The sequence below is a fragment of the Streptomyces deccanensis genome, assembly GCF_022385335.1.
Classification (GTDB): domain Bacteria; phylum Actinomycetota; class Actinomycetes; order Streptomycetales; family Streptomycetaceae; genus Streptomyces; species Streptomyces deccanensis.
Genome location: NZ_CP092431.1, coordinates 2,299,197 through 2,324,507, shown reverse-complemented (window position 1 = coordinate 2,324,507; position 25,311 = coordinate 2,299,197). Strand labels below are relative to the sequence as shown.

The following is a 25,311-nucleotide window of genomic DNA, read 5'->3' as shown; positions in this document are numbered from 1 at the left end:
GTGAAGGGCGGGATTCCGTACAGGGATCCCGCCCTTTCTCATGTCCGGCCGTCGCGGAAGCCGCCGTCTCAGAACTCCAGTGCGCGCAGTACCAGCCCGGACGCCGGCTTGGGGCCGAACGACGTGGACTTGCGGGGCATGGTGACGCCCTGGCGGGCCAGGTCGCGGACGACCTCCTCGCGGACCGGGTGCATGAGGACGGCCGTGCCGCCGTCGCGTTCGGCCTTCTCGACGGTGGCGGCCGTGTCGTGGATGTAGGCGACATGCGCCGGGGAGTCCTCGGGGATGCGCCAGACGTGGCCGAGGAGGGTGGCGTGGAGGACCGTCGCGTCGAGGGTGCGCCAGGCCGGCGGCCGGTCGGCGGGGATCGTACGGGCGAGGAGGTCCGGGTCCGGGCGGTCGACGAGGTGGAAGGCTCCGTCGGACGAGCCCGCGAGGACGAAGGCGTTCCCGGTGGTGGTCGCGTCCGCCAGGGCCTCCAGGGCCTCCGGGAGAGGGACGTCGAGGCGGCGCACGCGGAACAGGCCGTCCAGGGCGGTGAGGGCGTCCCGGAGCGGGAGTTGATGGAGGAGGCGGTGGATCGCGCGTACGCGCAGGGGGTAGCGGGCGGTGTCCACCAGCAGGACCAGGCCGTAGTCCCAGGGGCTGGGGGACGGGTGTTCCGTGCGGAGCCGGAGGTAGGTCGCCCAGCGGTGGTGGCCGTCGGCTATCAGGGCCTGGTGGCGGGCGAGGTCCGACTGGATCTCGGCGAGGTCGGCGGGGTCGGTGACCGCCCAGAGTCGATGCCGGAAGCCGTCCTCCGTCGTGGTGGCGAGGAGAGGGGCGCGTTCCGTGGTGCGCTCGACCACGGCGGTCGCCCCGGCTGAGGCGCAGCCGCCCCGGTAGGTGAGGAGCAGGGGCTCCATGTTGGTGCCGGTGGCGCGCATCAGGGCGGCGCGGTCCGCGATGACATGGGGGATGACGTCCTCGTGGGGCAGGACCACGCCCGCGGAGGGCTCGGAGAGGCGCAGGGCGCCTATGAGACCGCGCTGAAGGATGCTGCCGTCCGCCTGCTCGTAGACGTAGAGACCGGGCTCGGCGTCGGCGGCGAGGACGCCGTCGGCGAGCCAGCGCCGCAGCGTGTCGGCCGCCTGTTCGTCACGGCCGGTCGGGGTACTGGCCTGGGGGAGTATCAGGCGGACGATGTTGTGGGGATCGGCGGATTCGAGGTGGAGCAGACCGTCCGGCCGTACGACGACGTCGTACGGCGGTGATGTGACGGCGGCCAGGCTGCCGACCCGGTCGGGGTCGTAGCGAAGCCCCCGGAACGGGGTCAGTTCGAGGCCGCTGCGCGCCGGGATCTCCTCCGCGGGACCTGCGTAGTTCATTGATGCATCGTATGGGTGTCGGTGGCGTGAGGGATGATCGGGGAAAGTGACCTGACCGATTGTTGACCGACGGGCGTCCGGCCCGGGCGGTCGGACCGTCGGACCGAGCGAGGAGCGGAGCGCGATGAGCCAGGCAGTCAGGACGCGGCCCGACGGCAGTGGGCAGGCCCTGAGCGAGGCGTACGACACGGCTCTGCTCGATCTGGACGGGGTGGTGTACGCGGGAGGGAGTGCGATCGCGTACGCCGTGGAGTCCCTGAGCACGGCGCGCGCCGGTGGGATGCACCTCGCGTACGTGACGAACAACGCGCTGCGGACGCCCGACACGGTGGCCGCGCATCTGACGGCTCTCGGGATACCGACCGAGGCCGGTGACGTCATCACCTCGGCGCAGGCCGTGGCCCGGCTGATCAGCGAGCAGTTGCCCGCCGGGGCGCGGGTGCTGGTCATCGGGGGCGAGGGGCTACGGGTGGCGCTGCGCGAGCGGGGTCTGGAGCCCGTCGAGTCGGCGGACGACGACCCGGCGGCGGTGGTGCAGGGGTTCGGCGGCCTCGACCTGCCCTGGGGGCGGTTCGCGGAGGCCTGCTACGCCATCGCGCGTGGGGTGCCGTGGTTCGCGTCCAACACCGACCTGACGATTCCGAGCGCGCGGGGGATCGCGCCGGGCAACGGGGCGGCGGTGCAGGTCGTCCGGATCGCGACCGGCGCGGAGCCGCAGGTGGCGGGCAAGCCCCTGCCGCCGATGCACCGGGAGACGATTTTGCGGACCGGTGCCGAGCGGCCGTTGGTGGTGGGGGACCGGCTGGACACGGACATCGAGGGGGCGTTCAACGGGGAGGTCGACTCGCTGCTCGTGCTGACCGGTGTGACCGACGGCGCGCAGTTGCTGGCCGCGCCGCCGCAGCACCGGCCGACCTACGTCGACGCCGATCTGCGGGGGATGCTGACCGGGCAGCCGGAGGTCGTCGAGGCGGGCGCTGGATTCCGCTGCGGCGGCTGGACGGCCACGGCGGGGCCGGATCGGCTGGAACTCGACGGCGAGGGCGAGGCCCTGGACGGACTCCGGGCGCTGTGCGCGGCGGCCTGGACGGCGGCCGGCGAGGGCACGTGCGAGCTGGACGGGGGGAAGGCGCTGGCCAAGCTGGGTTTGTGACGGGCTGGGCGGGCACCCGCACCGTACGACGGAGCGTCGGTCGCGGATGCGATCGAGCCAGAACGGACGCGATCGAGCCAGAAAGGGAGGATAGGCTAACCTAACCGGGTGTTGGTCGACAGTCCTCCTGAACCGCGCGCGGAGACCGCCCCCGCGCCCCCGAACCGCCGGGCGGTACGAGCCGTCGGGCTTCTCGTGGCCCTCGTGATCCTCGTCCTGGTCGCCCTGGCGAGTATCGCGATCGGTGCGAAAGAACTCTCCCTGGAGCAGGTCTGGCACGGCCTGTTCGAGGACACGGGGACGTACGGCGACGCCGTGGTCGGGGAGCGGATCTCGCGCACGCTCCTCGGACTGCTCGCGGGGGCCGCGCTCGGCCTGGCCGGTGCCGTCCTCCAGGCGCTCACCCGGAACCCGCTGGCCGATCCGGGGCTGCTCGGCATCAACGCGGGCGCGTCCGCGGCCGTGGTCACCGCCATCACCTACTTCGGCGTCACCTCGCTGAGCGGATACGTGTGGTTCGCGTTCGCCGGCGCGGCCATGGTCGGGGCGCTGGTCTGGTTCCTCGGCGGCAGCCGGGGCGCGACACCGGTGCGGCTGGCGCTCGCCGGTACGGCGATCAGCGCCGCGCTCTACGGCTACCTCCAGGCCGTGATGATCATGGACGACGCGGCGCTCTCCAAGATGCGCTTCTGGACGGTCGGTTCGCTGGCCTCGGCGACCGACGACACCATCACCCAGGTGCTGCCGTTCCTGGCCGTCGGTACGGTCGTCGCGCTGCTGCTCGCCCGGCCGCTGAACGCGATGGCCATGGGCGACGACACCGCCCGCGCGCTCGGCGCCAACCTCAACCGCACCCGCGCGCTTTCCATGGCCGCCGCGACCGTGCTGTGCGGGGCCGCGACAGCCGCCTGCGGGCCGATCGTCTTCGTCGGGCTGATGGTCCCGCATGTGGTGCGGTCCTTCACCGGGCCCGACCTGCGCTGGATCCTGCCGTACGCGACCGTCCTGTCGCCCGTGCTGCTGCTCGGCGCCGACGTGCTCGGCCGCATGGTGGCACGGCCGGCGGAGCTGCAGGTCGGCATCGTCACCGCGATCCTGGGCGGCCCGGTCTTCATCTTTCTCGTACGACGGCGGAGGACGGCCCAGCTGTGAAGACGCAGCCCAAGAGGGAGACACACGACAGGGGCGAGCGCGCTGTACGCGGTCGTGCGCTGCGCACGCCCGGCGGCCTGTCGGTCCGCCTGGACGTGCGGGCGTTCACCGTCGTCGTCCTGCTGCTCGTGGCGGCGCTGACCGCGAGCGTCGTGCTGATCGGGACCGGCGACTTCCCGATCCCGGCCGGCGACGTCCTGCGGACGCTGCTGGGCAACGGCGACGCGGGCCAGGAGTTCATCGTCAACGAGCTGCGGCTGCCGAGAGTCCTGGTCGGCCTCCTCGTCGGGGCCTCGCTCGGGCTCGGTGGGGCGCTGTTCCAGTCCATCTCCCGCAATCCGCTGGGCAGTCCGGACGTGCTCGGCCTCTCGCAGGGCGCCACGGCCGGCGCCCTGGTCGTCATCGTGCTGTTCTCCGGCAGCGCGAACCAGGTGGCCCTCGGGGCGCTCGTCGGCGGACTGGTCACCGGCATCGCGATCTATGTGCTGGCGTGGAAGCGGGGCGTGCACGGCTATCGGCTCGTGCTGGTCGGCATCGGTGTCTCCGCGATCGTCACGGCGGTCAACGGCTACCTCATCACCAAGGCCGACCTCGTCGACGCGGCCCGCGCGGTCGTCTGGATGACCGGCTCCCTCAACGGGCGTGACTGGGCCCAGGTCTGGCCGCTGCTGATCATGTGCGCGCTCCTCGTGCCCCTGGTGCTCGGCAACGCGCGCGGGCTGCGGATGATGGAGATGGGCGACGACGTGTCGTACGCCCTCGGGGTGAGCGTCGAGCGGGTACGGCTGCTGCTGATGGTGTCGGCCGTCCTGCTCACCGCCGGGGCCACCGCCGCGGCCGGGCCGGTCAGTTTCGTCGCCCTCACCGCGCCCCAGCTCGCCAAGCGGCTGACCCGCTCCCCGGGCCCGAACCTGGTGCCCGCGATGTGCATGGGCGCGACCCTGCTGATCGTCGCCGACTGGGCCTCGCAGCGGGCCTTCGGGGCCGACCAACTGCCGGTCGGCGTGGTCACCGGCGTACTCGGCGGCGTCTACCTGCTGTGGCTGCTGGTCACCGAGCGCAAGGCCGGGCGGATATGAACGAGAACGACAGCGCGTCGGCGCACGCGAAAGACCAAGGGAGCACTGTGAACCGCCTGTCCGCCGAGAACGTCACCCTCGCCTACGACCAGCGGGTCATCGCCGAGCAGCTGTCGGTGGAGATTCCCGACAACTCCTTCACCGTGATCGTCGGCCCCAACGCGTGCGGGAAGTCCACGCTGCTGCGGGCCCTGTCGCGGATGCTGAAGCCGGCACAGGGGCGGGTGCTGCTCGACGGGAACGTCATCCAGTCGATGCCCGCGAAGAAGGTCGCCCGGACGCTCGGGCTGCTGCCGCAGTCGTCGATCGCGCCCGACGGGATCACCGTCGGCGACCTCGTGGGCCGCGGCCGGTACCCGCACCAGGGTCTGTTGCGCCAGTGGTCGGCCGAGGACGAGCGGATCGTCCGGGAGTCGATGGAGTCGACCGGGGTCGCCGAACTGGCCGACCGTTACGTCGACGAGCTGTCCGGCGGTCAGCGCCAGCGGGTCTGGATCGCCATGGCGCTCGCCCAGCAGACCCCGCTGCTGCTGCTCGACGAGCCGACCACCTTCCTCGACATCCAGCACCAGATCGACGTGCTCGACCTGTGCGCCGAACTCCACGAGGAGCAGGGCCGCACGCTGGTCGCCGTGCTGCACGACCTCAACCACGCCGCCCGCTACGCCACCCATCTCATCGCCCTGCGCGGCGGCTCGGTGATCGCCGAGGGAGCCCCCTCCGAGATCGTCACGGCCGAGCTGGTCGAGGAGGTCTTCGGGCTGCGCTGCCAGGTCATCGACGACCCGGAGACGGGCACGCCGTTGGTGGTGCCGGCGGCACGCAAGGCACGGACCGGGGTGGCCGGGACCGAGAAGACGGGGTCCGAGGAGCCCGGATCAGAGGAGGCAGCGGCCGAGGAGCCCGGATCCGAGAAGGCGGGCCCCGAGAAGGTGGGGGCCGAGAAGGTGGGGGCCGCTACAGAAGCTTCCTGAGCTGGAACAGGTCCCGGAAGCCCGCCTCCAGCTTCACGCGGCCCGACCCCCAGGCCTTGGCGAAGTTCAGTTCGCCGTCGACCAGGGCCACCAGGTCGTCGCCCGTCATCGCGAGCCGGATCTGCGCCTTCTCGGCGGGCGGCCCCTGAAGGGTGTCGTGCACCTCGATCCGGCCGTCCCGCATCCGCCCCACGAAGGTGACGTCGAGGTCCGTGATGTGGCAGCTCACCGAACGGTCGAGGGCCGTCGCCTCACGCACCTGTCCGTCGGCGCCTGCCATGGTGTCCGAGAGCTTTTCGAGTGCGGCGCGGCACTCATCGATCGTTGCCATCGCGATCGACGGTACCCCAGAGCTTCGCGGTAGCGTCTGGGCATGAGCGACTCTTTGCCCGAGGTCGTGGCGGAGGCGGACGCGGCGGTTCCGGAGGCGGCCACCGGGGGCGAACCCGAGTACGACCCCGCCGCACCCGCCCCGCTGGACGTTCCCCGCACCGCCACCGGCCACCCCGAGGTCGACACCGCCCTCGACCGGCTGGCCGACGCCGACCACCTCGCCACCGACGGCCATGTGGAGGTGTACGAGGATGTACACCGGGGGCTGCGCGACGCGCTCACCGCGCTCGACGCCCGCCCGGGACCTCCGGCGCCCCCACGACCGCACGAAAGCAGGAGCTGAACCCACCGTGGCAGGAGTCGCACGCCGCCGTCTGGACGCCGAACTGGTCCGGCGGAAGCTCGCGCGGTCGCGTGAGCACGCGAGCCAGCTGATCGCCGCCGGTCGGGTCACCGTCGGCAAGACCGTCGCGACAAAGTCCGCCACCCAGGTGGAGACCGCGGCCGCGATCGTGGTCGTGAGCGACGACAGCGATCCCGAGTACGTGTCCAGAGGCGGCCACAAGCTCGCCGGAGCTCTGGAGGTCTTCGTCCCGCTGGGGCTGGCCGTCGAGGGGCGCCGGGCGCTGGACGCGGGCGCGTCCACCGGGGGGTTCACCGACGTCCTGCTGCGGGCCGGAGCCGCGCACGTCGTCGCGGTGGACGTCGGATACGGTCAACTCGCTTGGACTCTGCGGAGCGATGAACGCGTCACCGTCAAGGACCGTACGAACGTACGCGAGTTGACGCTCGAAGCGATCGATGGGGAGCCTGTGGATCTTGTCGTGGGGGATCTGTCCTTCATCCCGCTCGGCCTGGTACTGCCCGCCCTGGTGCGGTGCGTGAAGCCGGACGCCGATCTGGTGATGATGGTCAAGCCGCAGTTCGAGGTGGGTAAGGAGCGGCTGGGCAGTGGGGGAGTCGTGAGGAGTCCGGAGCTGCGCGCCGAGGCGGTGCGCGGGGTGGCCCGGCGGGCCGGGGAGCTGGGACTCGGGGTGAAGGGTGTGACGGCCAGTCCGCTGCCCGGTCCCTCGGGCAATGTGGAGTACTTTCTGTGGCTGCGTGCCGGGGCACCCGCGCTGGACCCGGCCGACGTCGACCGAGCAGTGGCGGAGGGCCCGCGGTGACCCAGGACCGATCTCGAACTGTTTTCCTGCTCACCCACACCGGGCGGCCGGCGGCGATCCGCAGTGCCGAACTCGTCGTCAAGGGGCTGCTGCACCACGGCATCGTCGTGCGCGTCCTGGAGTACGAGGCCGAGGACATCCCGTTGCCGGAGGAGGTGGAGCTCGTCAAGGAGGCCACCCCGCAGTGCCTGGACGGGTGCGAGCTGCTGATCGTCCTCGGCGGTGACGGCACGCTGCTGCGCGGCGCCGAGTTCGCCCGCGCGTCCGGGGTGCCGATGCTCGGCGTCAACCTCGGCAGCGTCGGCTTCCTCGCGGAGGCCGAGCGGGACGACCTCGACAAGGTCGTCGACCGGGTGGTGACCAAGTCCTACGAGGTCGAGGAGCGGATGACCGTCGATGTCGTCGTTCATCAGAACGGGGACATCGTCCACACGGACTGGGCGCTGAACGAGGCGGCCGTGCAGAAGGCCGGTGCCGAGAAGCTGCTCGAAGTCGTCCTGGAGATCGACGGGCGGCCGGTGACCGGGTTCGGGTGCGACGGCATCGTGCTGTCGACGCCGACCGGGTCGACGGCGTACGCGTTCTCGGCGGGCGGGCCCGTGGTGTGGCCGGAGGTCGAGGCGCTGCTGATGGTGCCGATCTCCGCGCACGCGCTGTTCGCCAAGCCGCTGGTGACGTCGCCGAATTCCGTGCTGGCGGTGGAGGTGCTGCCGCACATTCCGCCGGGAGTGCTGTGGTGCGACGGGCGGCGGACCGTCGAGCTGCCGCCGGGGGCGCGGGTGGAGGTGCGGCGGGGGGCGGTGCCGGTGCGACTGGCTCGGCTGCACCATGCTTCGTTCACCGACCGGCTGGTGGCCAAGTTCGCGTTGCCCGTTTCCGGGTGGCGGGGGGCTCGGCATTAGCGGCTTGTGGGGGATGGTGGGGGATCGTCGGCGGCTGCGGGTTCGTCGTGGCTCGTCGCGCAGTTCCCCGCGCCCCTGAAGGGCGCGCTGTAGCTCGGCGGGGTGACATTGGGGACGGGGGGCGTCGCACTTCCGTCTCCGGACCTCGTATGGTCGTGTCCGTGTTGGAGGAGATGCGGATACGGTCGCTCGGAGTCATCGACGACGCGGTGGTCGAGTTGTCGCCCGGCTTCACCGCCGTGACGGGTGAGACGGGTGCGGGCAAGACCATGGTCGTCACCAGCCTCGGCCTGCTGCTCGGCGGGCGGGCTGACCCGGCGCTCGTGCGGATCGGTGCGAAGAACGCCGTCGTGGAGGGCCGGATCGCCGTGCCCGAGGACGCGTCGGCGGTGGTCCGGGCCGAGGAGGCCGGGGCCGAACTCGACGACGGGGCGCTGCTGATCAGCCGTACCGTCTCCGCCGAGGGACGGTCCCGGGCCCATCTGGGCGGGCGTTCCGTCCCCGTGGGCGTGCTCGCCGAGCTGGCCGACGAACTCGTCGCCGTGCACGGGCAGACCGACCAGCAGGGGCTGCTCAAGCTGTCCCGGCAGCGGGCGGCGCTCGACCGGTACGCGGGCGACGCGGTGGCCGTACCCCTCACCAAGTACGGCGAGGCCTACCGGCGGCTGCGGGCCGTGGCCGGTGAACTCGACGAGATCGTCACGCGCGCGCGGGAGCGGGCCCAGGAAGCCGACATGCTGCGGTACGGCCTGGACGAGATCGCCGGCGTCGAGCCCCGGGCCGGTGAGGACGTGGAGCTGGCCGAGGAGGCCGAGCGGCTCGGGCACGCGGAGGCGCTGGCCTCGGCCGCCACGGCCGCGCACGCCGCGCTCGCGGGCAATCCCGAGGACCCGGAGGGCGTGGACGCCACCACCCTCGTCGCGGGCGCCCACCGCGCGCTGGAGGCCGTGCGGTCGCACGACCCGGCGCTGGCCGTGCTCGCCGAGCGGATCGGGGAGGTCGGGATCCTGCTGGGCGATGTGGCCGGGGAGCTGGCGGGATACGCCGACGACCTGGACGCCGACCCGCTGCGGCTGGCGGCCGTGGAGGAGCGGCGGGCCGCGCTGACGGCGCTGACGAGGAAGTACGGCCAGGACATCGCCTCGGTGCTGTCGTGGGCCGAGGAGGGCGCCCAGCGGCTCACCGAGCTCGACGGCGACGACGAACGCATCGACGAGCTGACCGCCGAGCGGGACGCGCTGCGGGCCGAACTGGGCGGCCTCGCCCAGGCGCTGACGGACGCCCGAACGGACGCCGCCGAGCGGTTCGCCGCCGCCGTCACCGCCGAGCTGGCCTCCCTCGCCATGCCGCACGCGCGCGTGTCGTTCGCGATCCGGCAGACCGACGACCCCGAGGGCGTCGAGGTGGGCGGGCGCACGGTCGCGTACGGCCCGTCCGGTGCCGACGAGGTCGAACTGCTGCTCGCGCCGCACCCGGGGGCCCCGCCCCGGCCCATCGCCAAGGGCGCGTCCGGCGGTGAGCTGTCGCGGGTGATGCTGGCCGTCGAGGTCGTCTTCGCGGGGACGGACCCCGTGCCGACGTACCTCTTCGACGAGGTCGACGCCGGTGTCGGCGGCAAGGCCGCGGTCGAGATCGGCCGGCGCCTCGCCAAGCTCGCCAGATCGGCGCAGGTCGTGGTGGTCACGCATCTGCCCCAGGTGGCCGCGTTCGCCGACCGGCAGTTGCTGGTGGAGAAGACCAGCGACGGTTCGGTGACCCGGTCCGGTGTGAAGGTGCTGGAGGGCGAGGACCGGGTGCGGGAACTGTCGCGCATGCTCGCCGGCCAGGAGGACTCGGAGACGGCGCGGGCGCACGCGGAGGAGCTGCTGGCGGCGGCCCGCGCGGACGCGTAGGAGTGGCGCGGGAGTGGGGCTGGAGTCACCCAGAGGGGCAACCTCGTGCGGGTGTTCACTCGTGTGGGTGACTCTGGGTCCGGGGTTGCCCGCCCCTCCGGCGGCTTCCCCGTTCGGCTGTCCCGGAACACCCTTGCGGCCTGGCATCCTTGGTCAGGTATGCCCGACCCCGAACCAGGAGCCCCGGCCACGTGAGCCACGTGAGCAGCCACTCACCACACGGCCAGTCGCCGCTGCGGACCGTACAAGTGCTCGGCGGTGGCAGCGCGGTGAGTAGCGCGCATGTGCGATCGCTGGCCTCGGGGCTGGTCGCCAGGGGCGTGCGGGTCACCGTCTGCGCCCCCAGTGAGACGGACGGCCTGTACGACTTCACCGGCGTCGGCGCCCACCACGTCCATGTGCCCCGCAGCAGCGACCCCGCCTCGGTGGCCGGCCTGCGCAGCGCCTGCGCGGACGCCGACCTGGTGCACGCGCACGGACTGCACGCCGGCTTCCGCGCCACCCTCGCGCTCGGCCGGCGCACCACCCCGCTCGTCGTCACCCTGCACACGCGCTCGGACGCCGAGGGGGCGCGGGCCCATCTGCTGCGGCTGCTGGAGCGGCGGGTCGCCAAGGCCGCCGCCGTGGTCCTCGGTACCTCCTCCGACCTGGTCGACCGGGCCCGCAGCCGGGGCGCGCGCGACGCCCGGCTCGCCGCCGTGGCGCTGCCCCTGTCGCGCCGGGCCGTGCCCGGCGAGGATCCGGACCGGCCCGCGTCCAAGGTCCGGGCCGAACTGGGCGCCACGGACCGCCCGTTGCTCATGGCCGTCGGCACGCTCGACCGTCCGTGGAGGTACGAGACCCTCCTCGACGCCGCCCGTGAGTGGCGTGGTCTGGACCCGGCCCCGCTGCTCGTCGTCGTCGGCGAGGGGCCGCTGCGGGGTCTGCTGCAGCGGCGCATCGAGGACGAGGAGCTGCCCGTACGGCTCGTCGGACGGCGCGACGACGTCTCCGAACTGATCGCGGCCGCCGACCTCGCGCTGCTGCCCGGCGGTCCCGAGGCCCGCTCGGTCCTCGCACAGGAGGCGCTGCACGCGCGCGTGCCGCTCGTCGCCGCCGCCGTCGGATCGCTGCCCGACCTGGTGGGCGACGGCGCCGAGCTCGTCCCGTACGGCGATGCCGGGGCCCTCGCCCGGGCCGTCGTACGCCTTCTCGGGGACCCGGCCGGGTGCGAGGCGCTGCGGGAGCGGGGCGCCCGGCAGGCGGCCACCTGGCCGACCGAGGACGACACGGTGGCCCAGGTGCTGAGCGTCTACGACGAGTTGACGCAGCTCAGGCCCTTGACCTGACGGCCGGGCCGGCGTCCGGCCTCAGCCGACGTGTCTGCGGGCCCGCAGGGCCAGGCTCAGGGCCAGCACCGCCTGGGGGTCGTCCAGGTCGGTGCCGAGCAGTTCGCCGATGCGGGCGAGGCGGTTGTAGAGGGTCTGACGATTGAGATGCAGCTCGCGGGCGGTCTCCGCCTTGCGGCCGGCGTGCGCGAGATAGGTCTCCAGCGTCGGCAGCAGCGGGGGTCTGGCCCGGTCGTCGTGGTCGCGCAGGGGGCCGATCGCGCGGTCCACGAAGGCCGCCAGGTCGGGGTGGTCGCGCAGCCGCCACAGCAGCAGGTCGATGTCGAGGCGCCGGGCGTCGTACCAGGGGCGGTCGGCCAGGCCCTGCGCGGCCGTCGCCGTCTCCGCCGCGTGCCTGAGGCCCGCCGAGGCGGCCGCCCAGCCGCCGGGCACCCCGACGACCACCACAGGCGGCGGCCCGCCCGGCCGCCGCATCCCGGCCCGCTCCACACCGGCCCGCAGCGCCGCCGCGACCCTGTCGGCCACCGCGGGGCGCTCCGACTCCGCGCGCAGGCCCACCAGCAGCGGTACACGGCCCTCCACGGGGCGTACGCCGAGCAGCACGGGCACGCCCACGGAGGCCAGCTCCTCGGCCACCGCGCGGGCCAGGACGGCCCAGCCCCCGCCGGGGGAGAGCCCGTCGGCGAGGCGCATCACGACGGGCAGCAGCGGGCCGGAGCCCGGCTTGAAGCCGAGGACGCGGGCCTGTGCGGGCGCGTCCTCGGCCTGGACGCGGCCTTCCGCGAGGTCGGTGAGGAAGTCGCCGCGTCCCCGTGCCGCCAGCTCTTCCTCCTGCCGGGCCTGCATCAGGACGACGGCGAGGATGCCGGCCGCGCGTTCGGCCGCCATCCGGTGGACGGGCGCCAAGGGGGCGACGACGGGCAGCAGGACCAGGCGGGCCCGTACCGAGCCGGTGCCGGGGCCGCCGCCCGGTACGTCGACGAGGGCCGCCCCGGTCGGCGGCTCGTCCTGGTGCCGGCCGCGCAGGCCCTCCCACACCTGGAGCGGATCGGTGTCCGCCGGACCGGTCCCGGCGGCGTACAGCAGCTGCCCGTCGGGGGTCTCCAGGAAGACCGGGTTGCCGCTGAAGTCGGCCAGGATGCCGAGGACCTGTGGGACCCCGCCGCCGCCGAGCAGGGCCTCGGTGCACCGGCGGTGGACCTCCTCGGCCTGCTGCAGGAGCGCGTAGTGGCCGTTGACGATCTCGGTGTGGATCTCCTCGGTGACCGTCACGAAGGCCACCTCGCGGTGCAACTGGACGAGCGGGAGCCCGGCCGAGCGCGCCGTCTCGACCAGGGCCGCCGGGAGCCGGGCGAAGCGCGGGCCCAGTTCGACGACCAGGGCCGAGATACCGCGCTCGGCGAGGGTCCGGACGAACGCGCGTTGGTCGGCGGGGCGGGTGCCGAGCCCGTACCCGGTGGTCAGCAGCAGCTCGCCGCCCTTGAGGAGCGAGGCGATGTTGGGGACCTCGCCCGCGTGCACCCAGCGCACGGTGCGGTGCAGCCGGTCGGCGCCCGCCAGGATCTCCGGCAGCCCGCCACGCAGTCCGGGCAGCTCCAGCGCCCGCCGCACGGTGATGCCGCCCTGCGCCTCACGGCCGTCGCCTGCTGCGCGGCCTCCACGGGTGTCCATGGAGCGGACGGTACCCGGTGCTCAGGCCGGCGGGATGTTGTGGTTGAAGCGGAAGACGTTGTCGGGGTCGTACTCGGTCTTCACCGCCGTCAGCCGCCGGTAGTTGTCGACGCCGAGCCCGGCGACGACCCGGTCGGCGCCTTCGTCGCCGACGAAGTTGAGGTAGACGTCACCGGTGCTCCACGGCCGTACGTCGGCGCGCACGTCCCGTACCCACCGGACGCACCGGTCGTCGTCCTCGGGGTCCTCCCAGACGCCGAAGGGGTGCACGACCCAGGGGGAGTCCCGGTAGGGCACGGGGTAGTGGGCGGGGCCCTCCGGTATCGCGCCGCCGAGCGGGAAGAGCACGTGCTGGGTGCCGGTCGGCACGGGCATCGACCAGGCGCGGGTGGCGAGCACGTCCACCAACTCGTCCGGCAGGCCGGTCAGATACTCGGCCGACCAGTAGTTCCGCATCCCCGGCGGATCGTCGATCATGCACTGCACGTCCGCGTACGGCATCGCTCCGACCACCTCGGCCTCGTGCGGCATGGCCAGGAGCGGCTGGGCGACCTTGCGCATGTCCTCCTCGGTGCCCGCGTACGTGAGGAGGACGGCACAGGTGAGCCCGCCCACCAGATGCTCGGGGACGAACTCCTCGGGTGGGGCGGTGAGATACAGGACCCCGCCGCTCGCCTCCCGCGGGCCGGTCTCGATGAGTTCGCGGTACACGCGGATCACCTCGGGGCCGTGCTCCGGGCGGTAGAACAGCAGGGCGACGGCGAAGGCGGGCAGCTCGTGCAGCCGGAGGGTGAGCGCGGTGGCCACGCCGAAGTTCCCGCCGCCGCCGTGCAGGGCCCAGAACAGGTCCGGGTTCTCCTCGCCGGTCGCGTGGACGGTGTGCCCGTCGGCGGTCACCAGGTCGACGCCGAGCAGGTTGTCGACGGCGAGACCGAAGGTGCGGTCCAGCCAGCCGCTGCCGCCGCCGAGGACGAAGCCGCCCACGCCCGTCGTCGACGCGCGGCCCCCGGTGGTCGCGAGACGGTGGGGCTCGGTGGCGCGGTCGAGATGGCTCATGGTGGCGCCGCCGCCGACCCGTGCGGTCCTGGCCGCGGGGTCGACCGTGACCCCGTGCATCCGGCGGAGGTCGATGACGAGCCCGTTGTCGTTCAGCGCCATTCCGGCCACGCTGTGGCCGCCGCCGCGCACCGCGATCCGCAGGTCGAGGTCGCGGGCGAAGCACACCGACCGGACGACGTCGGTCTCGTCGGCGCACTGCGCGATCACCGCCGGACGCCGGTCGATCATGGCGTTGAAGACCGTGCGGGCGTCGTCGTACCCCGGGTCTCCCGGGGCGAACACGTCACCGGCCAGATCCTCGCGCAGTGCGGCGAGGGCCGCCCGCGCCTTCGAGAAGGGAGCCATGGTGAGCCGCCCCCTTTCGTTCGGGGGACAGGGCTCCTTCCAGGCTAGGCGGGCCAGGCGGATCGGGCCTGCTCGGCGGTGACGAGGGGCCGCCGCGCCCACCCGTACCAGCGAGCGCAAGCGCTTGCCGTGTGCGCCTGTGCGCGCCCCGGTCCGCCGCCGTGCGCGCCGGACCGGAGGGCGCGCACGGCAGGCCGTACGCCCCTACGGCGGTCAGCCGCCGTACGCCCCCGAGGCGGTCAGCCGCAGGGCCGTGTCGATGAGGGGCACATGGCTGAACGCCTGCGGGAAGTTGCCGACCTGGCGCTTGAGCACCGGGTCCCACTCCTCGGCGAGGAGGCCGAGGTCGTTGCGGAGGGAGAGCAGCTTCTCGAAGAGCTTGCGGGCCTCGTCGACCCGGCCGATCATCGCGAGGTCGTCGGCCATCCAGAACGAGCAGGCGAGGAACGCGCCCTCGTCGCCCGGCAGTCCGTCCACGCCCTCCTCCTCGCCGGAGGTCGGGTAGCGCAGGATGAAGCCGTCGGGGGTCGACAGCTCGCGCTGGATCGCCTCGATGGTGCCGATGACCCGCTTGTCGTCCGGCGGCAGGAAGCCCATCTGCGGGATCAGCAGCAGCGAGGCGTCCAGTTCCTTCGACCCGTAGGACTGTGTGAAGGTGTTGCGCTCCTTGTCGTAACCCTTCTCACACACGTCCCGGTGGATGTCGTCGCGCAGCTCGCGCCACTTCTCCAGCGGGCCGTCCGCGTCACCGGACTCGATGAGCTTGATCGTCCGGTCCACCGCGACCCAGGCCATGACCTTGGAGTGCACGAAGTGGCGGCGCGGACCGCGCACCTCCCAGATGCCCTCGTCCGGCTCGTCCCAGTGGTCCTCCAGGTAGCGGATCAGCTTCAGCTGGAGCAGCGAGGCGTAGTCGTTGCGCGCCAGGCCCGTCATGTGGGCCAGGTGCAGGGCCTCGGTGACCTCGCCGTACACGTCCAGCTGGAGCTGGTGCGCGGCGCCGTTGCCCACCCGGACCGGGGCGGAGTTCTCGTACCCGGGCAGCCACTCCAGCTCGGCCTCGCCCAGCTCTCGCTCACCGGCGATGCCGTACATGATCTGCAGGTTCTCCGGGTCGCCGGCGACGGCCCGCAGCAGCCACTCGCGCCAGGCGCGGGCCTCGTCGCGGTAGCCGGTGCGCAGCAGCGAGGAGAGGGTGATGGCCGCGTCGCGCAGCCAGGTGTAGCGGTAGTCCCAGTTGCGGACGCCGCCGATGTGCTCCGGGAGGGAGGTCGTCGGGGCGGCGACGATGCCGCCGGTCGGGGCGTAGGTCAGGGCCTTCAGCGTGATCAGGGAGCGGATCACGGCCTCGCGGTACGGCCCGTGGTACGTGCACTGCTCCACCCAGTCGCGCCAGAACTCCTCGGTCGCCCGCAGCGACGGCTCGGGCTCCGGCAGCGGCGGGGGCTGCTTGTGCGAGGGCTCCCAGGAGATCGTGAACGCGATCCGGTCGCCCGGCGTCACGGTGAAGTCGGCGTAGGTGGTCAGCGCCTTGCCGTAGGTCTCGCACTCGGTGTCGAACCACACCGAGTCCGGCCCGGCGACGGCCACCGTGCGCCCCTCGTGCTTGTGCACCCAGGGCACCACCCGGCCGTACGAGAACCGCATCCGCAGCGCCGAGCGCATCGGCACCCGGCCGCTGACGCCCTCCACGATCCGGATCAGTTGCGGGGCGCCGTCACGCGGCGGCATGAAGTCCGTCACACGGACCGTGCCGCGCGGGGTGTCCCACTCGGATTCCAGGATCAGCGAGTCGCCGCGGTACCGGCGGCGGGAGGCCGTCGGCGGTTCGGCGTCGGCCGCGTGGGCGGGACCCAGTCTCCAGAACCCGTGCTCCTCGGTGCCGAGCAGTCCCGCGAAGACGGCGTGGGAGTCGAAGCGGGGCAGGCACAGCCAATCGACCGTGCCGTCCCGGCAGACCAGCGCGGCGGTCTGCATGTCTCCGATGAGTGCGTAGTCTTCGATGCGCCCGGCCACGTGCAACTCCAGTCGAACGGCCACGTCGTCGCCCCCCGAGGGGCGGTCGCTGTGCGGTGTGCGGTCAAGGGACCCAAGGGATCGACAAAGAAACCATGTTTCCAGAGTGATCCAAGGGACGGTGTCATGCGATGTCGCTCAACGATCCTCAACGCATATGAGGCGGTCGTTGCTCAACGGACTGCCGAGCTCTCATGATTACCGGAGACGGGCGGGGGTGGTGCCGTCGCGCCGGCCGCGCTCGGCAGCGAGTGTCCGAAGAGGATACGACGCACCGGAGGGCTCCGCGTGCCGCTCCAGGCAACACGAGTGAGCCGAACGGGTGAGCTAATGGTGAAGGCCGACCGGGATGCGTCGGCCGTCGTACGAGGTCCGTGTCGGCCCGTGCGCGGAGCGTGGCCGGAAGCGATCGTGTTCTGTCGCTGATACCCTGGTAGCCCGTGGACCGGTGGGCGCCCCACGCCGAAGATCGCGAGAGGGACCCCCGAACCGCAGCGAAGGCACCCCCGACGGATGAGTTCGGGCGGCGGCCGACCCGCACACCGAACCGCGACCACGGGAGCCCCCTCTTGGCCATGCCGCCCGCTGCTTTTCGAAACACGACGACAAAGCACATCTTCGTCACCGGGGGTGTCGCCTCCTCGCTCGGCAAGGGTCTGACCGCCTCCAGCCTCGGCATGCTGCTCAAGGCCCGCGGGCTGCGCGTCGTGATGCAGAAGCTCGACCCCTACCTGAACGTCGACCCCGGCACGATGAACCCCTTCCAGCACGGCGAGGTGTTCGTCACCAACGACGGCGCCGAGACCGACCTGGACATCGGCCACTACGAGCGCTTCCTCGACCGCGACCTGGACGGCTCGGCCAACGTCACCACCGGTCAGGTCTACAACACGGTCATCGCCAAGGAGCGGCGCGGCGAGTACCTGGGCGACACCGTCCAGGTCATCCCGCACATCACCAACGAGATCAAGCACCGCATCCGGCGCATGGCCTCCGACGAGGTCGACGTCGTCATCACCGAGGTCGGCGGCACGGTCGGCGACATCGAGTCGCTGCCGTTCCTGGAGACCGTCCGCCAGGTCCGTCACGAGGTCGGCCGTGACAACGTCTTCGTCGTCCACATCTCGCTCCTGCCGTACATCGGGCCCTCGGGGGAGCTGAAGACGAAGCCGACACAGCACTCGGTTGCGGCGCTGCGCAACATCGGTATTCAGCCAGATGCGATCGTGCTGCGCTGCGACCGTGAGGTGCCCGCCGCGATCAAGCGCAAGATCTCGCTGATGTGCGACGTCGACGAGGCGGCCGTGGTGGCCTGCCCCGACGCCCGCTCGATCTACGACATCCCGAAGACCGTGCACGGCGAGGGCCTGGACGCCTATGTCGTCCGCAAGCTGGACCTGCCGTTCCGCGACGTGGACTGGACGACCTGGGACGACCTGCTCGACCGCGTCCACAACCCGCTGCACGAGATCAACCTGGCGCTCGTCGGCAAGTACATCGACCTGCCCGACGCCTACCTCTCGGTCACCGAGGCGCTGCGCGCTGGCGGCTTCGCCAACAAGGCCCGGGTGAAGATCAAGTGGGTCACCTCGGACGACTGCAAGACCCCGGCCGGCGCCGCCGCCCAGCTCGCCGACGTCGACGCCATCTGCATCCCCGGCGGCTTCGGCGACCGCGGCGTCTCCGGCAAGGTCGGTGCCATCCGGTACGCCCGCGAGAACAAGATCCCGCTGCTCGGCCTCTGCCTGGGGCTGCAGTGCATCGTGATCGAGGCCGCGCGCAACCTCGCCGACATCCCGGACGCCAACTCCACCGAGTTCGACTCCGGCACCGCCCACCCGGTCATTTCCACCATGGCCGAGCAGCTCGACATCGTCGCCGGTGAGGGCGACATGGGCGGCACGATGCGGCTGGGCATGTACCCGGCCAAGCTCGCCGAGGGGTCGATCGTGCGCGAGGTGTACGACGGCAAGGAGTACATCGAGGAGCGCCACCGCCACCGCTACGAGGTGAACAACGCCTACCGCGCGGAACTGGAGAAGAAGGCCGGTCTGCAGTTCACCGGGACCTCGCCCGACGGCAAGCTCGTCGAGTACGTCGAGTACCCGCGTGAGGTCCACCCGTACCTGGTCGCGACCCAGGCGCACCCCGAGCTGCGCTCCCGTCCGACCCGTCCGCACCCGCTGTTCGCGGGGCTGGTGAAGGCCGCCGTGGAGCGGAAGACCGGCAAGTAATTCCGAGCGGCGCGAGAGCTGTACGGTGACCGGGGTGCGCGTCTTTCGGGACGTGTGCCCCGGTTTCTTTTTGCACGTGTGGGAGGACGAGTCGACATGACGATCAAGGACACCGCCGAGGAGTGGGAGGTCCGGGCGAGCGAGACCCCGTTCGTCGGCAACAAGACCTCCGTGCGCACGGACGAGGTGGTCATGCCCGACGGATCGGTCGTCCGCCGCGACTACCAGGTGCACCCCGGGTCCGTCGCCGTCCTCGCCGTCGACGACCAGGACCGGGTGCTCGTCATCCGGCAGTACCGCCACCCGGTCCGCGAGAAGCTGTGGGAGATCCCGGCCGGGCTGCTGGACGTGCCCGGCGAGAACCCGCTGCACGCCGCCCAGCGCGAGCTGTACGAGGAGGCGCACGTCAAGGCGGAGGAGTGGCGGGTGCTCACCGACGTCTACACCACGCCCGGCGGCTGCGACGAGGCCGTACGGATCTTCCTGGCCCGGGACCTCTCCGAGGCCGAGGGGCAGCGGTTCGAGGTGGAGGACGAGGAGGCCGACATGGAGTTGGCCCGGGTGCCGCTGGACGAGCTGGTGCGGGGGGTGCTCGCGGGGGAGTTGCACAACAACTGCCTTGTGGTGGGAGTGCTTTCGCTGGTGGCGGCGCGCGCGAACGGCGGCGTCGAGGGGTTGCGCCCTGCGGAGGCGGCTTGGCCGGCGCGGCCGTTCGAGAGCTAGGGAAGCGGGTCGTGGGTGAGCTGCGGGTCCGTCGTGGCTTGTCGCGCCCACGCGGCGGAGCCGCATATTGATTCAGCCCCGCGCCCCTGAAAGCATCTGGGGCGGGACTCTTCTTCACGTCACCCTCACCCCGCCAGTCGTACGATCTGTTGATCCGATCGAGCGACCTCACCGCCTCGCTCCGCCCGGACCGTCGCAGAGCGTGAACTAGGCTCGGGAGACGCCCGAACCGGAGTCCCGGCGGGCTTGCTCGTGCGGTGGGACGGGAGTGTGGCCCGTGGCGGATCAGGCGGTGGACCTCGGGGGTGCCCGGGTGTCCGGAACGGGGCGGCCCCCGGCTGTCGAGGCCGCCCCCACGGACAGTCAGTTCCTGGGCCGTACACGCGAGTTGAAGGAACTGCGGGCCGACATCGACCGGGCCGGACTCAACACCCTCGCGGGCCGCAAGGCACCCCACGCGCGCGTACTGCTCATCGCCGGCCGGCCCGGTTACGGCCGCACCGCGCTCGCCGAGGAACTCGTACGACAAATTACCGATGGTTACCCTGACGGGGTGCTGCGGACCCGGCTCACCGAGCCCGACGGCACCCGGGTCCCGGTCGAGCGCGCGGCGCGGGAACTCCTCGGAGGGCTCGGACTGCCGGCGCCCGCCGGTGCCGACGAGGACGACCTCAGCGAGGCGTTGCGCGAGGCGCTGGTCGACCGCCGGGTGGTGCTCCTGCTGGACGACGCCGCCGACGCCGAGCAGGTGGACGCGCTGCTGCCGGACACCCCCGACTCCCTGGTCGTCGCGGTCTCCGAGGGGCCGCTGACGGGCATCTCCGACGTCCGGCCCTGCACCCTGGGCGGACTGGACACCAAGTCCGCCGTGGAGCTGCTGGAACGCTTCAGCGGCTCGGTGCGCATCACCGTGGACCCGCGCTCGGCCGAGGGGCTCGCCGAGGTGTGCGGCGCCCAGCCCGCCGCGCTGCGGCTCGCCGGGGGCTGGCTGGCCGCCCGGCCCTCCGCCGCCGTCTCCGACCTGGCCAAACAGCTGCGCTCCGACGAGGACGGCAGCCCGCCGCTCGTCAAGATCTTCAAGCTGTCGTACGCCTCGCTGCCGACCACCGCCGCCCGGATACTGCCCCTGCTCTCCCTTGCTCCCGCCGGCCTGGTCGACCCGCACATCGGCTCCGGCCTCGCCGGCTGCTCCGTCGGCACGGCCCGCGGCGTCCTGGACGACCTCGTGGCCCTGGGCTTCCTGCACGAGGTCGACTCACCGCTGCCGCAGTACGAGGTCCCCGGCTGTCTCCAGCCGCTCCTGCGGTCCCTCGTCGAGAGCCAGGCACGGCCGGGGGAACTGCAGCTGGCCCGGGCGCGCATGCTGGAGCGGACGGTGCGGCTGCTGCAGTCCTGCCGGGCCATCACCGAGACCGACAGCCCGCCGGCCCGCGAGAAGCTCCTCGCGATGCCCAAGGAACTGCGGTTCCCGACCCCCCGGGCCGCCGAGGAGTGGCTGCGCGTGCGCCGGCCCGCGCTGCTGGCCTCGGCCCGGCTCGCGGTCGCCGACGGCGAGCTGGACACCCTCGCCCGGCGCCTGATGTCACAGCTGGTCCGGGCCCTGGTGGCGCACTTCGGCACCCAGGCCGCCGCCCCCGACCTGTACGACCTGCACGGGCTCGTCCTCGACGTCGCCGAGCGCCGCGCCCTGCCCCGCGAGGAGGCCGCCGCCTTGCTGAACCTCGGCGACCTGGACGCCCGGACCGGCCGTACGACGGCGGCGCTGGCCCGCTACCGGGCCGCGCTCGACGCCGGACGACGGGCGAACGACCCGTACGCCACCGGCCGCGCGATGGAATCCGTGGGCGGCGCCCACCAGGAGCTGGAGGACTACGAACGGGCCGCCGACTGGTACGGCAGGGCGCTCGCCCAGCGGCTCGCCCGGGACGAGCGCGAGGACGCCACCCGGCTGTACGGCCGGATCGCCGCCACGCACACCTACGCGGGCCGGTACGGCGAGGCGCTGCGCAACTGGAGCTCGGCACTCACCGGCCACCGCCGGCTCGGCGATGTGGGCGGCCAGGCAAGGGTGTTGAGCGAGATGGCGCGCGTCCAGGAGTACGCGGGCCGGCCCGAGGAGGCGCTGCGGACCTGTCAGGAGGCCGCGGAGTGGGCGCGGCGCGCCGACGACGTCCGGCTGCAGGCCGCGATCCAGCTGCGGATCGCCGACACCCTGGAGCGGCTCGGCGACCCCGCGGCGGCCCGGCTGCACCGGGCGGCCGCCGAGCGACTGCTCGACGACGGGGCCCCGGACCCCGAAACCGGCGAGATCGAGCCGGAACAGGGTGCTAACGCCTACGAAATCCGTAGTGCATCTGCGAAAGATTGATGCATTGAAAGGCTAGACAGCGGGGACACCTTCATTAGACTGGCTGCGCCGCCGGTTCTCCTGCGGTGTCTCCCGGTGCGCTCAGATGCGTACGGGTATGTCCTGCATTGCGTGGGCATGTTCCGCCTGTGCGTGCGAGCCCCCACACCCCTCCGAGCCAAGGACCGTGATCGACGTGAAGGTCGGCATCCCCCGCGAGGTCAAGAACAACGAGTTCCGGGTGGCGATCACCCCGGCCGGCGTGCACGAGCTCGTGCGCCACGGCCACCAGGTCGTCATCGAGCAGGGCGCCGGAGTCGGCTCGTCGATCCCGGACGCCGAGTACGTCGCCGCAGGCGCCGAGATCCTGGCCACGGCCGACGAGGTGTGGGCGGCGGCCGACCTGCTGCTCAAGGTCAAGGAGCCCATCGCCGAGGAGTACCACCGCCTCCGCAAGGACCAGACGCTCTTCACCTACCTGCACCTGGCCGCCTCCAAGGAGTGCACGGACGCCCTCGTCGAGTCGGGCACGACCGCGATCGCCTACGAGACCGTCGAGCTGCCGAACCGCGCGCTGCCGCTGCTCGCGCCGATGTCCGAGGTCGCGGGCCGGCTCGCCCCCCAGGTCGGCGCGTACCACCTGATGCGGGCCAACGGCGGGCGCGGGGTGCTGCCCGGCGGTGTGCCGGGCGTGCTCGCCGGGCGGGCCGTCGTCATCGGCGGTGGCGTGTCGGGCTGGAACGCGGCGCAGATCGCCATCGGCATGGGCTTCCACGTCACCCTGCTCGACAAGGACATCAACAAGCTCAAGGAGGCCGACAAGGTCTTCGGCACCAAGATCCAGACCGTCGTCTCCAACGCCTTCGAGCTGGAGAAGGCGTGCCTGGAGGCCGACCTCGTCATCGGCGCCGTCCTCATCCCGGGCGCCAAGGCCCCGAAGCTGGTCACCAACGAGCTGGTGTCGCGGATGAAGCCGGGAAGTGTCCTTGTCGACATCGCGATCGACCAGGGCGGCTGCTTCGAGGACTCCCGCCCCACCACCCACGCCGAGCCGACCTTCCCGGTGCACGAGTCGGTCTTCTACTGCGTCGCCAACATGCCCGGCGCGGTGCCCAACACCTCCACCTACGCGCTGACCAACGCCACGCTGCCCTACATCGTCGAACTCGCCGACCACGGCTGGGCCGAGGCCTCGCGCCGCGACCCGGCGCTGGCCAGGGGGCTCAACACCCATGACGGCAGGGTCGTTTACCGCGAGGTCGCCGAGGCGCACGGGCTGGAGCACGTCGAGCTGGCCTCGCTGCTCGTCTGACCGGCTGTTTTTAAGTCACCTTTCGGTAAAAGGCGATACGTCAACACGGGTCGTCAACAGCACCTTCCCGGCCGGATCTTGCCCGACAAGGTCCGGCCGGATGTGTGTATGGTCACTTTGCGACACTCGTGCAACTCGCCTCGAACGTAACCGTTCGGTTGTTTCGCGCACCGGTGAAACCTGCCGTGCGACGGCCCTACGCCCTTGACAGCCGCATGTTTCATTGCCGACACATCGGGCCGGGTCCGGCGGATTGTGTTGCTGCGGACCGCCGACACGCCATAGAGTCGCCAACCGTCGGCATGGTGCCACGCTGACCTATCTAGAAGTTTCCTGGTCACCAAGGAGGTAAGACGACTTGTGAATGAGTCGACATTTACTCCCGGGGGTGGTCAACCAGGAATGCCTGCGCCGGTCTCGGGTCCCACGGGGTTCGCGGCTGTCGGCTCGGTCGCTGTCCGCACCTTCGCGGCCCACCAGAGTCCGCAGGCAACTCCGACAGCACTCCAGAGCATGGATGGCCAACACGTGAACGCCATGGCCGGCGACGGAAGTGGCGGGGTCCACAACCACTTCGCCGACTACGACGAGCTGCCCGACGGGCACTTCTACGACCCCGACGCCGAGTACGAGCCCGATCCGGAGTACGCGGCCACGCTCGCGCCCGACGCGGCCCGTCAGCGCCGCGAGCGCATCGGTCCCACCGGTCGCCCGCTGCCCTACTTCCCGATCCCGGGTCCGCTGACCGACCACGGTCCCGCGAAGATCATCGCGATGTGCAACCAGAAGGGCGGCGTCGGCAAGACGACGTCGACCATCAACCTGGGTGCCGCGCTCGCGGAGTACGGCCGCCGGGTCCTGCTCGTCGACTTCGACCCGCAGGGCGCCCTCTCGGTCGGCCTCGGCGTGAACCCGATGGAGCTCGACCTCACGGTCTACAACCTGCTCATGGAGCGGGGCATGTCGGCCGACGAGGTCCTGCTGAAGACCGCGGTCCCCAACATGGACCTGCTGCCGAGCAACATCGACCTGTCCGCGGCCGAGGTCCAGCTCGTCTCCGAGGTCGCGCGCGAGTCGACGCTCCAGCGCGCCCTGAAGCCGCTCATGGCCGACTACGACTACATCGTGATCGACTGTCAGCCCTCGCTCGGCCTGCTCACGGTCAACGCCCTGACGGCCGCGCACAAGGTGATAGTGCCTCTGGAGTGTGAGTTCTTCGCTCTCCGTGGTGTCGCGCTGCTGACGGAGACCATCGAGAAGGTCCAGGAGCGGCTCAACCCCGAGTTGGAGCTCGACGGCATCCTCGCCACGATGTACGACTCGCGCACCGTGCACAGCCGTGAGGTCCTCGCGCGTGTCGTCGAGGCGTTCGACGACCACGTCTACCACACGGTCATCGGGCGCACGGTCCGCTTCCCGGAGACCACGGTCGCCGGTGAGCCGATCACCACGTACGCCTCCAACTCCGTCGGCGCCGCCGCCTACCGTCAGCTCGCCAGGGAGGTGCTCGCCCGGTGTCACGCCGAGTGAGTCTGCCGGGGGCCGACGAACTCTTCCGTACGACAGGGGGAACGGCGCTGCAGCCGTCCGCTCCCCGGCGGGGGCCGAACGGAGAAACCCGTGTGCCCGCTCCCGCCGGGGAGAGCGACGGGGCCGCCGGCGCGGACGACGCGCCGCCGTCCGTGCCCGTGCAGGGCGGTGACGGCGAGGGGTCCGAGCACGTGGCCGCGGACGCCGAGTCCGACGGTGAGCAGCCGCGCAGCCGGGGCGCCGCGGCGGGGGCCGAGCGGGCCGCCGCCGGGCGGGGTCCGAAGCCGCAGGAAGGTTCTGCCGCCGCTCCCCGTAAGCGGGGGCGGGCCTCCGGGCGCCGGCCCAGTGGGCGGGAGCGGCACGACGAGAAGATCACCGTGTACGTCTCCGCCGAGGAGCTCATGGACCTCGAACACGCGCGGCTGGTGCTGCGTGGGGAGCATGGGCTGGCCGTCGACCGGGGGCGGATCGTGCGGGAGGCCGTCGCCGTGGTGCTGGCGGATCTGGAGTCCCGTGGGGACGCGAGCATCCTCGTACGGCGGCTGCGGGGGCGGTAGGGTAGCTGAGCGCTTGCTGGAATGAGCGTGGTGTGACTCGATCGTGTGATAGTCGGCTTCCAGGCTTGCGGTGGCCTGGCCCGTTCGGGCTACGGTGATCAGGCGATCTGGGCCGCTGAGCGTGGTGCGGGCGTGCGGGGCCCCTGCTCCACAGGAGTGATGGTTCGGGGC

Annotated in this window: 20 protein-coding genes; 15 read left to right on the top strand and 5 right to left on the bottom strand. The window is 72.1% G+C overall.

Features of this window, described 5'->3' with window-relative positions:
• Window positions 1–68 precede the first annotated feature (68 nt).
• Window positions 69–1,367 (bottom strand): DUF1015 family protein, encoded by a 1,299-nt coding sequence (locus L3078_RS10345; protein ID WP_239753130.1) that lies wholly within the window; start codon window positions 1,365–1,367, stop codon window positions 69–71.
• Between the two features lie 124 nt (window positions 1,368–1,491).
• On the opposite strand from L3078_RS10345, the gene L3078_RS10340 reads away from it, so the two are divergent.
• The 4 genes from L3078_RS10340 (at window position 1,492) to L3078_RS10325 (ending at window position 5,725) form a co-directional block, all read left to right on the top strand.
• Window positions 1,492–2,520: an HAD hydrolase-like protein gene (locus L3078_RS10340; RefSeq protein WP_239753129.1), complete on the top strand. Its 1,029-nt coding sequence runs from the start codon at window positions 1,492–1,494 to the stop codon at window positions 2,518–2,520.
• Window positions 2,521–2,628: 108 nt separating this feature from the next.
• The gene (locus L3078_RS10335) at window positions 2,629–3,672 is read left to right on the top strand and encodes a FecCD family ABC transporter permease (protein WP_239753128.1); all 1,044 of its coding nucleotides are present in this window, start codon (window positions 2,629–2,631) and stop codon (window positions 3,670–3,672) included.
• A complete protein-coding gene (locus L3078_RS10330; protein ID WP_239753127.1) occupies window positions 3,669–4,751 on the top strand; it encodes a FecCD family ABC transporter permease in 1,083 nt (360 codons plus the stop codon). The genes L3078_RS10335 and L3078_RS10330 overlap by 4 nt, the downstream gene beginning before the upstream one ends.
• Entirely contained in the window at window positions 4,748–5,725 is a 978-nt protein-coding gene (locus L3078_RS10325; protein ID WP_239753126.1) for an ABC transporter ATP-binding protein, read from the top strand. The genes L3078_RS10330 and L3078_RS10325 overlap by 4 nt, the downstream gene beginning before the upstream one ends.
• Here the strand turns inward: L3078_RS10325 and L3078_RS10320 are convergent.
• Window positions 5,709–6,056 carry an SCP2 sterol-binding domain-containing protein gene (locus L3078_RS10320; protein WP_239753125.1) on the bottom strand — a complete coding sequence of 116 codons (348 nt, stop codon included), beginning with the start codon at window positions 6,054–6,056 and terminating at the stop codon, window positions 5,709–5,711. The two genes, L3078_RS10325 and L3078_RS10320, sit on opposite strands and share 17 nt — an antisense overlap.
• Before the next feature lie 42 nt (window positions 6,057–6,098).
• Between L3078_RS10320 and L3078_RS10315 the strand changes: the two genes are divergently transcribed.
• The 5 genes from L3078_RS10315 to L3078_RS10295 all read left to right on the top strand — a co-directional run bounded on the left by L3078_RS10315 (window position 6,099) and on the right by L3078_RS10295 (window position 11,346).
• Window positions 6,099–6,401 carry a hypothetical protein gene (locus L3078_RS10315; protein ID WP_239753124.1) on the top strand — a complete coding sequence of 101 codons (303 nt, stop codon included), beginning with the start codon at window positions 6,099–6,101 and terminating at the stop codon, window positions 6,399–6,401.
• Between the two features lie 7 nt (window positions 6,402–6,408).
• Window positions 6,409–7,224 (top strand): TlyA family RNA methyltransferase, encoded by an 816-nt coding sequence (locus L3078_RS10310; RefSeq protein ID WP_239753123.1) that lies wholly within the window; start codon window positions 6,409–6,411, stop codon window positions 7,222–7,224.
• On the top strand, window positions 7,221–8,126 hold the full coding sequence (locus L3078_RS10305) for an NAD kinase (RefSeq protein ID WP_033528902.1): 906 nt from the start codon (window positions 7,221–7,223) through the stop codon (window positions 8,124–8,126). The genes L3078_RS10310 and L3078_RS10305 overlap by 4 nt, the downstream gene beginning before the upstream one ends.
• A gap of 149 nt (window positions 8,127–8,275) precedes the next feature.
• Window positions 8,276–10,018 (top strand): DNA repair protein RecN, encoded by a 1,743-nt coding sequence (recN, locus tag L3078_RS10300; RefSeq protein WP_239753122.1) that lies wholly within the window; start codon window positions 8,276–8,278, stop codon window positions 10,016–10,018.
• A 191-nt stretch (window positions 10,019–10,209) separates the two neighbouring features.
• On the top strand, window positions 10,210–11,346 hold the full coding sequence (locus L3078_RS10295; protein ID WP_239753121.1) for a glycosyltransferase family 4 protein: 1,137 nt from the start codon (window positions 10,210–10,212) through the stop codon (window positions 11,344–11,346).
• A 21-nt stretch (window positions 11,347–11,367) separates the two neighbouring features.
• Here L3078_RS10295 and L3078_RS10290 read toward each other — a convergent pair whose 3' ends face one another.
• The 3 genes from L3078_RS10290 to L3078_RS10280 all read right to left on the bottom strand — a co-directional run bounded on the left by L3078_RS10290 (window position 11,368) and on the right by L3078_RS10280 (window position 16,437).
• Window positions 11,368–13,017 (bottom strand): PucR family transcriptional regulator, encoded by a 1,650-nt coding sequence (locus L3078_RS10290; RefSeq protein ID WP_239753120.1) that lies wholly within the window; start codon window positions 13,015–13,017, stop codon window positions 11,368–11,370.
• A gap of 21 nt (window positions 13,018–13,038) precedes the next feature.
• Complete coding sequence (locus L3078_RS10285; RefSeq protein ID WP_239753119.1) at window positions 13,039–14,421, bottom strand: FAD-binding oxidoreductase; 1,383 nt, start codon at window positions 14,419–14,421, stop codon at window positions 13,039–13,041.
• Between the two features lie 213 nt (window positions 14,422–14,634).
• Entirely contained in the window at window positions 14,635–16,437 is a 1,803-nt protein-coding gene (locus tag L3078_RS10280; RefSeq protein WP_239760270.1) for a glycoside hydrolase family 15 protein, read from the bottom strand.
• A gap of 575 nt (window positions 16,438–17,012) precedes the next feature.
• Between L3078_RS10280 and L3078_RS10275 the strand changes: the two genes are divergently transcribed.
• The 6 genes from L3078_RS10275 (at window position 17,013) to L3078_RS10250 (ending at window position 25,140) form a co-directional block, all read left to right on the top strand.
• Window positions 17,013–18,671 carry a CTP synthase gene (locus L3078_RS10275; protein ID WP_239753118.1) on the top strand — a complete coding sequence of 553 codons (1,659 nt, stop codon included), beginning with the start codon at window positions 17,013–17,015 and terminating at the stop codon, window positions 18,669–18,671.
• Between the two features lie 96 nt (window positions 18,672–18,767).
• Window positions 18,768–19,394, top strand: coding sequence for an NUDIX domain-containing protein (locus L3078_RS10270; RefSeq protein ID WP_239753117.1), 627 nt, complete (start codon window positions 18,768–18,770; stop codon window positions 19,392–19,394).
• A gap of 277 nt (window positions 19,395–19,671) precedes the next feature.
• A complete protein-coding gene (locus L3078_RS10265; RefSeq protein WP_239753116.1) occupies window positions 19,672–21,762 on the top strand; it encodes a tetratricopeptide repeat protein in 2,091 nt (696 codons plus the stop codon).
• A gap of 166 nt (window positions 21,763–21,928) precedes the next feature.
• A complete protein-coding gene (ald, locus tag L3078_RS10260) occupies window positions 21,929–23,053 on the top strand; it encodes an alanine dehydrogenase (RefSeq protein ID WP_239753115.1) in 1,125 nt (374 codons plus the stop codon).
• Between the two features lie 402 nt (window positions 23,054–23,455).
• Window positions 23,456–24,583, top strand: coding sequence for a ParA family protein (locus L3078_RS10255; RefSeq protein WP_239753114.1), 1,128 nt, complete (start codon window positions 23,456–23,458; stop codon window positions 24,581–24,583).
• On the top strand, window positions 24,568–25,140 hold the full coding sequence (locus tag L3078_RS10250; RefSeq protein WP_239753113.1) for a hypothetical protein: 573 nt from the start codon (window positions 24,568–24,570) through the stop codon (window positions 25,138–25,140). Before L3078_RS10255 ends, L3078_RS10250 begins: the two co-directional genes overlap by 16 nt.
• Window positions 25,141–25,311: the final 171 nt, after the last annotated feature.

What these genes read in the sequence shown, in the direction of transcription:
- L3078_RS10275 (WP_239753118.1), top strand. Translation starts at nt 17,013, where the DNA reads ATGCCGCCCGCTGCTTTTCGAAACACGACGACAAAGCACATCTTCGTC.
- L3078_RS10315 (WP_239753124.1), top strand. Translation starts at nt 6,099, where the DNA reads ATGAGCGACTCTTTGCCCGAGGTCGTGGCGGAGGCGGACGCGGCGGTT.
- L3078_RS10340 (WP_239753129.1), top strand. Translation starts at nt 1,492, where the DNA reads ATGAGCCAGGCAGTCAGGACGCGGCCCGACGGCAGTGGGCAGGCCCTG.
- L3078_RS10270 (WP_239753117.1), top strand. Translation starts at nt 18,768, where the DNA reads ATGACGATCAAGGACACCGCCGAGGAGTGGGAGGTCCGGGCGAGCGAG.
- L3078_RS10325 (WP_239753126.1), top strand. Translation starts at nt 4,748, where the DNA reads ATGAACGAGAACGACAGCGCGTCGGCGCACGCGAAAGACCAAGGGAGC.
- L3078_RS10290 (WP_239753120.1), bottom strand. Translation starts at nt 13,017, where the DNA reads ATGGACACCCGTGGAGGCCGCGCAGCAGGCGACGGCCGTGAGGCGCAG.
- L3078_RS10320 (WP_239753125.1), bottom strand. Translation starts at nt 6,056, where the DNA reads ATGGCAACGATCGATGAGTGCCGCGCCGCACTCGAAAAGCTCTCGGAC.
- L3078_RS10285 (WP_239753119.1), bottom strand. Translation starts at nt 14,421, where the DNA reads ATGGCTCCCTTCTCGAAGGCGCGGGCGGCCCTCGCCGCACTGCGCGAG.
- L3078_RS10255 (WP_239753114.1), top strand. Translation starts at nt 23,456, where the DNA reads ATGCCTGCGCCGGTCTCGGGTCCCACGGGGTTCGCGGCTGTCGGCTCG.
- L3078_RS10345 (WP_239753130.1), bottom strand. Translation starts at nt 1,367, where the DNA reads ATGAACTACGCAGGTCCCGCGGAGGAGATCCCGGCGCGCAGCGGCCTC.
- recN (WP_239753122.1), top strand. Translation starts at nt 8,276, where the DNA reads ATGGTCGTGTCCGTGTTGGAGGAGATGCGGATACGGTCGCTCGGAGTC.